Annotated in this window: 4 protein-coding genes; 1 reads left to right on the top strand and 3 read right to left on the bottom strand. The window is 72.6% G+C overall.

The window, feature by feature from the left end:
• Positions 1-4: 4 nt before the first annotated feature.
• On the top strand, positions 5-8557 hold the full coding sequence (locus ACIRD7_RS06505) for a type I polyketide synthase (protein ID WP_403450523.1): 8553 nt from the start codon (positions 5-7) through the stop codon (positions 8555-8557).
• Between the two features lie 71 nt (positions 8558-8628).
• Here the strand turns inward: ACIRD7_RS06505 and ACIRD7_RS06510 are convergent, their stop codons facing one another.
• The 3 genes from ACIRD7_RS06510 to ACIRD7_RS06520 all read right to left on the bottom strand — a co-directional run bounded on the left by ACIRD7_RS06510 (position 8629) and on the right by ACIRD7_RS06520 (position 12071).
• Positions 8629-9462, bottom strand: a complete 834-nt coding sequence (locus ACIRD7_RS06510; protein ID WP_403450526.1) for a phytanoyl-CoA dioxygenase family protein — start codon at positions 9460-9462, stop codon at positions 8629-8631.
• A 55-nt stretch (positions 9463-9517) separates the two neighbouring features.
• Positions 9518-10708 carry a cytochrome P450 gene (locus tag ACIRD7_RS06515; RefSeq protein WP_403450529.1) on the bottom strand — a complete coding sequence of 397 codons (1191 nt, stop codon included), beginning with the start codon at positions 10706-10708 and terminating at the stop codon, positions 9518-9520.
• Between the two features lie 181 nt (positions 10709-10889).
• Positions 10890-12071 (bottom strand): cytochrome P450, encoded by a 1182-nt coding sequence (locus ACIRD7_RS06520; protein WP_403450531.1) that lies wholly within the window; start codon positions 12069-12071, stop codon positions 10890-10892.
• Between the last annotated feature and the right edge of the window lie 2 nt (positions 12072-12073).

Consider the following 12073-nt stretch of genomic DNA (forward strand, 5'->3'; position numbering starts at 1 on the left):
AGCGATGAGCGCACCGTACGAAAAGGTCGTCCAGGCCCTGCGAAAGTCCCTGGAGGAGACCGAAACGCTGAAGAAGCGCAACCGGCAGCTCGTCGCGGCCTCCCGCGAACCCATCGCGATCGTGGGGATGGCGTGCCGTTTCCCCGGTGACGTCTCTTCGCCGGAGGAGTTGTGGGACCTGCTTGCGGCCGGCCGGGACGGTGTGACCCCGTTCCCCGAGGACCGTGGCTGGGACATCGATGACCTCTACGACCCCGTTCCCGGTCAGCCCGGCCGCACGTATGTGAATGCGGGTGGGTTTGTGTCGGGTGTGGCGGATTTTGATGCGGAGTTGTTTGGGATTTCGCCGCGTGAGGCGTTGGCGATGGATCCGCAGCAGCGGTTGTTGTTGGAGGTGTCGTGGGAGGCGTTGGAGCGGGCTGGTGTGGATCCGGTGTCGGTGCGGGGGGCGGTGTCGGGTGTGTTCGTGGGCACGAATGGTCAGGATTATGTGCTGGCTTCGCAGGGTGGGTTCGGTGAGGTCGAGGGGTTTGTGGGGACGGGGTCCGCTGCGAGTGTGATGTCGGGGCGGGTGGCGTATGCGCTGGGTTTGGAGGGGCCGGCGGTGACGGTGGACACGGCGTGTTCGTCGTCGTTGGTGGCGCTTCATCTGGCGGTGCGTGCGTTGCGGGCGGGGGAGTGTGGTCTGGCGTTGGTGGGTGGGGTGACGGTGATGTCGACGCCTGCCGCGTTTGTGGAGTTCTCTCGTCAGCGGGGTCTTGCGGGGGATGGTCGGTGCAAGGCGTTCGGGGATGGTGCGGACGGCACGGTGTGGGGTGAAGGCGCCGGTGTGTTGGTGGTGGAGCGGTTGTCGGACGCCCGCCGGAACAATCACCCGGTGCTTGCGGTGGTGCGGGGGAGCGCGGTCAATCAGGACGGTGCGTCGAATGGTTTGACGGCGCCGAATGGTCCGTCGCAGCAGCGCGTGATCCGTCAGGCATTGCGTAATGCCGGAGTCGAGGCCGCGGATGTGGATGTGGTCGAGGCGCACGGGACGGGCACGACGCTCGGGGATCCGATCGAGGCGCAGGCGTTGCTGGCGACCTACGGTCAGGGGCGTGGTGTCGAGGGGCCGTTGTGGCTGGGGTCGGTGAAGTCGAACCTGGGGCATACGCAGGCTGCGGCGGGTGCGGCCGGGATCATCAAGATGGTGCTGGCGATGCAGAAGGAATCGTTGCCCGCGACGCTCCATGTCGATCGGCCGTCGTCGCATGTGGACTGGGAGGCTGGTCAGGTCCGGTTGTTGACCGAGTCCCGTTCGTGGCCGCGTGGCGAACGGTTGAGGCGGGCGGGTGTCTCCGCATTCGGCATCAGCGGCACCAACGCCCACGTCATCCTCGAAGAGCCCCCGCAGTCGGAGCGCCCCGAGCAGCCCGGCGCCGACGACCCGCTCCCGCTCGTCCCCTGGGTCCTGTCGGCCCACCACCCCGACGCGCTGGCCCAGCAGGCCGACCGTCTGCGCTCCGCACTCACCGACGACCTCCGCCCGCACGACATCGGCCACTCCCTGGCCACCACCCGCGCCGCCCTCACCCACCGCGCCGTCGTCCTGGGAACCCACCCCGACGAGCTGAGCACCGGACTGCGCGCCCTGGCCGCCGGTGAGCGGCACCCCGCGGTGGTCACCGGACACGCGCTCAAGGGACGTACGGCGTGGATGTTCACGGGGCAGGGCAGCCAGCGCCCCGGAATGGGACGCGAACTCCATGACGCCTTCCCGGAGTTCCGACGCGCTCTTGACGAGGTCTGCGAGCTCCTGGACGCCGAACTCGGTGCGGAAGCCCCCGGTCACAAGCCCCTGCGCGAGCTCATGTTCACCGGTGAGCCGGAGACCCTGGCCCGCACCGGTTACGCCCAGCCCGCCCTCTTCGCCCTGCAGGTGGCCCTCGTTGCTCTGCTGCGGTCCTGGGGCATGCGACCGGACTGTGTGCTCGGACACTCGGTGGGTGAGTTCGCGGCGGCGTACGCGGCCGGGGTGTTCGAACTGCCGGACGCGGTACGGCTGGTGGCCGCCCGTGCCCGGCTGATGCAGGCGCTGCCCGAGGGCGGCGCGATGGCCGCGATCGACGCCACCGAGGACGAGATCGCCGGGGTGCTGAACGGCGATGTGGCCCTCGCCGGCGTGAACGGCCCGCGGTCCGTCGTGGTGTCGGGCGCGGAGGGCGCCGTGGACGCCGTGGTCGCGGACTTCAAGGAGCGCGGGCGACGCGCGACCCGGCTGCGGGTCAGCCACGCCTTCCACTCACCGCTGATGGACCCGATGCTCGCCGAGTTCTCCACCGTGGCGGCCGGGGTCGGTTATCGCCCGCCGACCGTGCCCGCCGTCAGCACGCTCACGGGTGAGGCCCTGCGCGAGGGCGACTGGACCACGCCGACGTACTGGGCGGATCAAGTGCGCCGGACCGTGCGCTTCCACGACGCCCTCACCACCGCCACCGGCCCCCTTGGAGCCGGACGGCTGCTGGAGATCGGACCCGACCCCGTCCTCACCGCGCTCGCCCGCGAGTCCGGGCACGCCGCCGCGGCCACCCTGCGCACCGGGCAGCGGGAGGCGCAGGCCGTCCTGACCGCCGTCGCGGAGATGTACGTCCGCGGCGCCGACGTGCATTGGGCCGCCCTGTACGAGGGCACGGGCGCGCGGCGCGTGGAGCTGCCCACCTACGCGTTCCGTCGTGACCGGTACTGGCTGCCCGACCACGCCGTCGCCGAGCGCGGCACGACGGGCGGAACCGACGGCGTCGAGGCGCGCTTCTGGGAGCTCGTGGAGCGCGGCGAGGTCGACACCCTCGCCGAACGGCTCGGTGTGGCCGATGACGAGGCACTGGAAACCCTCGTTCCCGCGCTGTCCGCCTGGCGTCGGCAGGGCCGCCGGGACCTGGAGCAGGCGGCTCGCCGCTACCGGGTCCGCTGGCGGCCCGCCCGTATCACCGCCGACGCCGACGCCCTTCCGGGCCGCTGGCTCGTGGCGACGGCCGACCCGGCCGGGGACGCCATCGTGGCGGCCCTGCGGCGGGCCGGAGCCGAGGTCGACCTGATCACCGTCGATGCCGACGACACCCGGCCGGGCCTCGCGGACCGTATCCGCGCCACCGGCCACGAACCCACCCACGTCCTGGCCCTGGTGCCGTCGCCGAGTGCCGTACTCGCCCTGTGGCTGGCCCTGTCCGACACCGCCCCGGCCGCCCGCCTGTGGTGCGCCACCCGGTCCGCGCAGTCGGTGGGCGCGGGCGACAGCCCGTCCCGGCCCGACGAGGCGGCCGTATGGGGCCTGGGACGCACACTCGCCCTCGAACAGCCCGACCGCTGGGGCGGCCTCGTCGACCTGCCCGCCCACCCCGACCCCGACCAGCCCCAGCGCCTCGCACACCTGCTGGCCGCTTCCGGCGACGAGGACCAACTCGCCCTGCGTCCCACCGGAATCCTCGCCGCCCGCCTCGTACGCGACACAGCACCGAACGGACAGCCGGCCGCCCCGCCGCAGCAAACCCGCTTCCACGGCACGGCACTCGTCACCGGAGGAACCGGCGCGCTCGGCCGGCACATCGCCCACTGGCTCCTCGACCAGGGCACCGAGCACCTGGTCCTCGTCTCCCGGCGTGGCGGCGACGCCCCGGGCGCCACCGAGCTGCGCGACGAACTGACCGCACGCGGCGCCCAGGTCACTCTCGCCGCCTGCGACGTGGCCGACCGGGCCGCGCTCGCCGGCGTCCTCGAGGCCCACCCGCCCACCGCCGTCGTCCATGCGGCGGGCGTCCTCGACGACGGCCTCGCCGCCGACCTCACCCCCGAACGGCTGGCGCGTGTCCTCGCCGCGAAGGCCGACGCCGCCCGGCACCTGCACGAACTCACCGCCGACCGCGCCCTCGACGCCTTCGTGCTGTTCTCCTCCACGGCCGGCGTCACCGGCAACGCCGGCCAGGCCGCCTACGCCGCCGCCAACGCCCAACTCGACGCGCTCGCCCTGCACCGGCGTGCCCTGGGTCTGCCCGCCACGTCCGTGGCCTGGGGGCCCTGGGGCGGCGAGGGCATGGCCGCCGACCCCGTCGTCACCGCGCACCTGGCCCGGCTCGGCATCCGCCCCCTCAGCCCCGACATAGCCGTCGACGCGCTCCGGCGCGTCCTCGACGACGACCGCACCTGCGTCACCGTCCTCGACGCCGACTGGTCCCGCTTCGCCGAGACCACCGCCTACGCCCGCCACGGCTCACTCCTGCGCGAACTCACCGCGCCCGCACGCCAGGAGAACCGAACCGCCACCGGCGCCGAAGGCCCCTTGGCAGGCGGCGGCGACCTCGCGAGCGCGGTGCACGGCCGTCCGCCCGCCGAACGGGAACGGCTCGTCCTCGCCCAGGTGCGGTCCACCGTCGCCGAGGTTCTCGGACACACCTCCGCCGCCTCGGTCGCCGCCGACCGCCCCTTCAGCGACCTGGGCTTCGACTCCCTCACCTCGGTGGAACTGCGCAACCGCCTCGGCGCCGCGACCGGGCTGCGCCTGCCCGCCACCCTCGTCTACGACCACCCGACCCCGGCCGCCCTCGCGGCCCACATCCGCACCCAACTCCCCGGCGAGGAGCTCCACTCCGGTCACCACGAAGCCAACCCGGGTTCCGACACCGGTGAAGCCCTCGATGACGACGCCGTCGCGATCGTGGGGATGGCGTGCCGTTTCCCCGGTGACGTCTCTTCGCCGGAGGAGTTGTGGGACCTGCTTGCGGCCGGCCGGGACGGTGTGACCCCGTTCCCCGAGGACCGTGGCTGGGACATCGAGCGCCTCTACCACCCTGACCCGGAGCACCTGGGGACCTCGTATGTGAATGCGGGTGGGTTTGTATCGGGTGTGGCGGATTTTGATGCGGAGTTGTTTGGGATTTCGCCGCGTGAGGCGTTGGCGATGGATCCGCAGCAGCGGTTGTTGTTGGAGGTGTCGTGGGAGGCGTTGGAGCGGGCTGGTGTGGATCCGGTGTCGGTGCGGGGGTCGGTGTCGGGTGTGTTCGTGGGCACGAATGGTCAGGATTATGTGCTGGCTTCGCAGGGTGGGTTCGGTGAGGTCGAGGGGTTTGTGGGGACGGGGTCCGCTGCGAGTGTGATGTCGGGGCGGGTGGCGTATGCGCTGGGTTTGGAGGGGCCGGCGGTGACGGTGGACACGGCGTGTTCGTCGTCGTTGGTGGCGCTTCATCTGGCGGTGCGTGCGTTGCGGGCGGGGGAGTGTGGTCTGGCGTTGGTGGGTGGGGTGACGGTGATGTCGACGCCTGCCGCGTTTGTGGAGTTCTCTCGTCAGCGGGGTCTTGCGGGGGATGGTCGGTGCAAGGCGTTCGGGGATGGTGCGGACGGCACGGTTTGGGGTGAAGGCGCGGGCATGCTCGTGCTGGAGCGCCTCTCCGAGGCTCGCCGCAACAACCATCCTGTCCTGGCGGTCGTAAGGGGGAGTGCCGTCAATCAGGACGGTGCCTCGAATGGCTTGACCGCGCCGAATGGTCCGTCCCAACAACGTGTCATCCGCCAGGCGTTGAAAGCAGCCCGCCTCTCGGCTGCCGACGTGGATGTGGTCGAGGCGCACGGCACGGGCACGACGCTCGGGGATCCGATCGAGGCCCAGGCACTGCTTGCCACCTACGGACAGGGCAGGGCCGACGAAGAGCCGTTGTGGCTGGGGTCGGTGAAGTCGAACCTGGGGCATACGCAGGCTGCGGCGGGTGCGGCCGGGATCATCAAGATGGTGCTGGCGATGCAGAAGGAATCGTTGCCGGCGACGCTCCATGTCGATCGGCCGTCGTCGCATGTGGACTGGGAGGCTGGTCAGGTCCGGTTGCTGACCGAGTCCCGTTCGTGGCCGCGTGGCGAACGGTTGAGGCGGGCCGGTGTCTCCGCGTTCGGCATCAGCGGCACCAACGCCCACGTCATCCTCGAAGAAGCTCCCGAATGGGAGCGCCCCGAGCAGCCCGGCGCCGACGACCCGCTCCCGCTCGTCCCCTGGGTCCTGTCGGCCCACCACCCCGACGCGCTGGCGCGGCAGGCCGACCGCCTGCACTCCGCACTCACCGACGGTCTCAGCGCGCACGACATTGGCCACTCCCTGGCCACCACCCGCGCCGCCCTCACCCACCGCGCCGTCGTCCTTGGACCGGACGCCCCCGCCGCCCTCGCCTCTTTCGCAAGCGGTACACCCACCCCGGACGTCATCAGCGGCACCACCACCGAGGGTGGCACCGCGTGGCTGTTCACCGGACAGGGCAGCCAACGTCCGGGAATGGGACGTGAGTTGTACGCCCGGTTCCCGGTGTTCGCCAGGACCTTCGACGAGGTGTGCGCCCACCTGGACGGGGAGTTGGAAGGGGCCCCCGGCTTCACGCGGGGCGTACGGGACGCCGTGTTCGCGCCGGAGGGCTCGGCGGAGGCCGCGCTGCTGGACCGTACGGGCTATGCGCAGGCGGCCCTGTTCGCCGTACAGGTCTCCCTCGTGGAGCTGTTGCGCTCCTGGGGGACCGAGCCCGACTGCGTGGTCGGTCACTCGGTGGGGGAGTTTGCGGCTGCGTATGCCGCCGGGGTGTTCGGAATGCCGGACGCGGTACGGTTGGTGGCGGCCCGTGCCCGCCTGATGCAGGCGCTGCCCGAGGGCGGCGCGATGGCCGCGATCGAGGCCACCGAGGACGAGATCGCCGGGGTGCTGGACGGGGATGTGGCCCTCGCCGCTGTGAACGGGCCGCGGTCCGTGGTCGTTTCGGGCGCGGAGCGGGCTGTCGACACCGTGCTCGCCGATTTCCGGGAGCGCGGGCGACGTGCGACCCGGCTGCGGGTCAGCCACGCCTTCCACTCGCCTTTGATGAAGCCCGTCCTGGACGACTTCGCCGCCGTGGCCGAGGACATCGCCTACCGGCAGCCCTCGGTGCCCGCCGTCAGCTCCGTCACCGGCCGGGCCCTGAGCGACGGCGACTGGACCTCCGCCCGCTACTGGGCCGGGCAGATCGTCGAGCCCGTACGCTTCCACGACGCGCTCACCTCCGTCACCGCCGGCCATGGGGCCGACCGGCTGCTGGAGATCGGGCCCGACCCGGTCCTCACCGCGCAGGCGCCCGCCGGGACCGCCGTCGCCGTCAGCGTGCTGCGCCGCGATCGGGCCGAGGTCACCGCGCTGTTCACAGCCCTCGCCGAGGTCTTCGTCCAGGGCGCGGACGTCGACTGGGGCGCCCTGTTCGCCGGGACCGGCGCACGCCGGGTCGACCTGCCGACGTATGCCTTCCGGCGCCGTCGCTACTGGCTGCCCGACCGCACGGGAGAGAACGGCGCGATGAGCTTCCTCGGACTGGCCGACAGCCCGCGCGAGTTCGGCCCGGACGCAGAACCCGCAGCAGTGTCCACGCCCGGTGACCGACTGCGATCCCTGCCCCCGACCGAGCGTGCGAGTGCCGTCCTGGAACTCGTCGTGGCGGAGGTGGCCCGGATCCTCGGGCACACCGAGGCCGGTGAGGTCGGCGTCACGCAGCGGTTCCTCGAACTCGGCTTCACCTCCCTGTCGCTCGCCGACCTCCGCAACCGGGTAAGCCGGGCGTTCGGCGTTCTGGTGCCGACTTCCGTCCTCTACGAGCACGCCACCCCGCGCGCCCTCGCCGCGCACCTGAGCGGTGAACTGGACGCGGTGGACGGTCGGTCGAACGCGTCGGCCGATTCCGTGGCCGCGCTCGTGCGCTACGCCTTCGAGCAGAAGCAGTACGAGAAGGGGCTGGAGGTGCTGCACCTCGCCGCCGCGATGCGTCCGGGGTTCGGCCTGCCGGACCCGCGGCCGGTCGGCACGGCCGAACCGGACGCGGCCCCTGGCCCGACCACCGCCCCCGACCCCCAGCCGGTCCGCCTCGCCACCGGCACCGACGGCGAGGCCCTGCTGTGTCTGCCGTCGCTGGTCGCGCCCGTCACCGCCTACCAGTACTCCAGGTTCGCCGCCGCCCTGCACGGCACCCGTGACGTCTGGGTGCTGCCCGCACCGGGCTACGCGCTCGGCGAGCCGCTGCCCGACAGCCCGGAGGCCGCGGCCGCCCGGCAGGCGCGGGCCGTCCTCGACGTCCTCGGGGACAAGCCGCTGACCCTCGTCGGCTACTCCTCCGGCGGCTGGCAGGCCCATCTCCTGTCGGCCGCGCTGACCCGGGCGGGCGCACCGCCGCGCGCCCTGGTGCTGCTCGACTCCCCGGAGACGCCCGACGAGAACCTCGCCCTGGCCATGGTCGCCACCTCCTGCCGGCTCATGCGGGACTTCCCCGAGGTCCCGGTGGACGCCGGCCAGCTCACCGCCACCGCGCACTACGGCCGTCTGTTCACCCGGTGGCGGCCCGCGCCGGCCGCCGACGTGCCGCGGACCCTGTTCGTGGCCGCCGCCGACCACGACCCCGCCCTGCTGCTGGGCGCCGACCGCCCCGCCTGGCCGCTCCCGCACGAGCGGGTGGAGGTGCCCGGCGACCACGTCAGCCTGCTGGACGGTGACGCCGGGACCACCGCGCGGGCCGTCCACGACTGGCTGCTGGAGGACTGAACGCGCCGAAGGCCGCCGCGCATGTCGCGCGGCGGCCTTCGGGGTGCGGGCCGGAGAGTGCGGGCTCCGGGCTATTCGTCGAGCAGCCGGATCGGGTCCTCCTGCTCGTACCAGCCGAGGAACGGCGGACACAGGCCCCAGCCCAGCAGCCGCTGGAGTTCCTCCGGATACGCGCGCACGGTCTCCTTCGGCACGGCCAGGTACTGGTTCTCCTCCTGGCGCAGATTGCCCCGCACCAGCGCCAGCGTGAGGCCCGTGCGGGCGTCGTCGGCGAGGTTCGGGCCGCCGCCGTGGAAGAGGCCGCCCACCCAGATCAGACAGGACCCCGGGTCCATCTCCGCCTGCACCGCCTCCTCCGGGCGCGGCGCGCGCTCGGCCTCCCACAAGTGGCTGCCCGGGTAGACGATCGTCGCCCCGTTCTCCTCGGTGAACTCGCTCATCGCCAGCATGATCTGCACCCGGTTCGTCGGGCCGGGGCTGGGCAGCAGGTGCGCGACGTCGTCGCGGTGCGGCGGCTGCGCGGTCTCGCCGGGCCAGATCTGGATCACCTGGGTGATGCTGACCTGGACGTTCGGGGCGAGATCGGCACGCGTGTGGCCGAACCAGTTCGTGGACGGCCGCTCGATCAGGTCCCGGGCGGCGCCCAGATACAGCGGGTCGAGCGCGATCCGCTCCATGTGCCGGGAGCGGGCGAACAGCGAACTGAGCCGCTTGGTGCGCTGGCCGGTGAAGGAACTGTCGCCGTAGCCGGTGGCGTCGAGAGCGGGACCGAGGTCTTCCCACAGACCCTTCAGGGTCGTCTCGTCGACGAGGTCCTCGACGATCGCACCCCCGTCGCGTTCCAGGACGGCGGTGAGCTCGGACAGGGGGGCCGTGGCGGGAAGCCGGGTCAGATCTGCGGGCATGCGGAATCCTGGTTCTGTCGGGTCCGGCCGGTGCCGCGGCCGGGCAGCGGGGCGGTCACCAGCGCACCGGCAGCTCGGCGAGCCCGTAGAGCACGCCGTCGTCCTTGTGGCGCAGGTCCTCGACGGCACAGTCGAGTCGGATGCCGGGGAGCCGTTCGAACAGGACGCGGTAGGCGAGTTCCATCTCGACGCGCACGAGATGCTGGCCCAGGCACTTGTGCCGGCCGTGCCCGAAGGCGACGTGGCCCTGCGCCGAGCGGCCCGGGTCGAAGGCGTGCGGGCAGGCGAACTTGCCCTCGTCGAAGTTGGCGGCGGCCACCAGCGGTGCCACGCCCTCGCCGGCCCGGATGAACTGGCCGCCGAGCTCCAGGTCCGCGACGGCCACCCGCAGCGGCACCAGATCGGCGACGGAGTAGAACCGCAGCAACTCGTCCACGATCCCCGGGTCGCCGATCCACTCCGGATGCGTCATGAGCGGGACCGCGCCCAGGGCGATGTTGTTGGCGGTGGTCTCCTGGCCTGCGATGAGCAGCAGCAGCGCCGCTCCGCCGACCTCCATCGGCGCCAGCTCCCCGGAGGCGATCATGGTGCTGATCAGGTCGTCGCCGGGCCGGTGCCGCTTGATGGTGACCATCCGGCCCAGGTAACGCAGGAGTTCGGTCGTCGCCCTGTCCCGTTCCTCGTCGGTGGCGGCGAGGGTGACCAGCAGGGCGATACGGGACTCGAAGAACGCCCGGTCGGCGTTGGGCACCCCCAGCAGCTCGCAGATCACCAGCGACGGAATGGGCACGGCGTAGTCGGCGACCAGGTCGGCGTTGCCGCCCTTGGCGGCCAGCGACTCCGCGCACTCCTCGACGACCTGCTGGATCCGCGGGCGCAGTTCCTTCATCCGCCGTGCGGTGAAGTCCTGCATCAGGATCTTGCGGTAGCGGTCGTGCTCGGGCGGGTCGAGGGTGGCGAACCAGCCGGGGATCTGGGTCTGCGCGGGCGGTCCGCCCGTGCGTCCCGGCGTGGGGAACCCCTCGTTGCGGGAGTCCGAGCTGAGTGACGGGTGGAGCAGGGCCTCCCGTACGTCCTCGAAGCGGGTCAGCAGCCAGACCCGCTGGCCGCCCGGCATCATCGACCACACCAGGCCGTCCCGCTCGCGTATCTCGGCGTACCCGGGCGGCGGGAAGGGTTCGCCGGGCCGGCGGAACGGGAAGTCGACCTGCCGTGCGGCGTCGTCCCTCATGTCTGTCGCTGTCACGTGGCGTCCCCTCTCACCGGGAGGTGCACCGGGACATCGGGACTCCGGTGCGAGACGAAGGATGGGCCGCATGCGGCGGGCAAATCCCTAGTCCTGGAACGCGTTCCGAAGCTTCGGCACACGATCGCGGTCCTTGCCGCTGCGGCCCCGCTACCACCGCACGGGCAGGTCTGCGGCCCCGCTACCACCGCACGGGCAGCTCGGCGGGCCCGCCGACCAGCCGCCCGGCGCTGGTGACGAGCCGCTCGTGCGCGATCGCCGGACGCAGCCGGGGCATGCGCCCGAACAGCGCGCCGAACGCCTCCGCCAGCTCGATCCGGGCGAGCGAGGCGCCCAGGCAGTGCCAGATCCCGTGCCCGAACGACAGGTGGGGGTTGGGGGTGCGGCCCGGATCGAAGTCCCCGGCCTGCTCGAAGACCCGTTCGTCGTGGTTGGCCAGCGCGAAGTCCAGCAGCACCAGGTCGCCGGCCCGGATCGTCACCCCGCTGATGTCGATGTCCGCGGCGGCGTAGCGGGGCAGGACCGAACCGGACTGCTTGCCGTTGCGCAGGACCTCTTCGACCAGCGCCGCCATCTCGTCCGGCTCGGTGAGCGCCGTCCGCGGCCGCTCCGGGTGGCGGGTGAGCAGGACGACGCCCAGGGTGATGAAGCTCGCCACGCTCTCCAGGCCCGCCATCAGCAGCGTCGCGGCGAGCGCGGCGGCCTGCCCGGTGGGAACGCCGGCGGCGACGAGCCGGGACAGCGCGTCGTCCCGCGGTTCGGTCCGCTTGGCCTCGGCGAGCGCGCCGAACAGCGCGAACAGCGGGCCCGGGCCCGGCGCGGCCGCCCCGTCCGTCCCGACCCGGCCGATGTCGGCGAGCAGCCGGCCAGCGCGCTCGCGCTCCCCGGCGGGCACGCCGATCAGCTCGTGCAGGATGCTCAGCGAGTACGGCAGCGCGAAGTGCCGGTGCAGATCGGCGGGTTGCCCGAAGCCCGCGAAGTCCCCGGCGAGCGCCCGCGCCACGCCGGCCACCCGTGGCCGCAGGGCCTGCATACGGCGCGCCGCGAACTGCGGGCCGAGCAGGGCGCGGACCTGTCGGTGCATCTCCCGCGCGGCGTCGGCGTCGTCGACGATCAGCATCTCCACGAGCGGGTTGTCGACGTATTTGGGAGCCGCCGCGGGCGTGGGGTGGAAGCGGCCCAGCCGCTCGTCGTGCAGGAGCGCCTTCGTCTCGGCGTGCCGGGTGACGAGCCATGCCTCGTCGCCGGCCGGCGTCCGCACGCGGCAGACGCCGGCCTCGTCCCGCAGCGCACGCAGCGGGCTGGGAGCCAGGACGGGACGGGAGTCGGTGTCCAGCGCGGGTAACTCCGGTGTGTGTGGCATGG

Origin of the sequence: Streptomyces sp. NPDC093568 (assembly GCF_044764945.1) — a bacterium.
GTDB lineage: Bacteria > Actinomycetota > Actinomycetes > Streptomycetales > Streptomycetaceae > Streptomyces.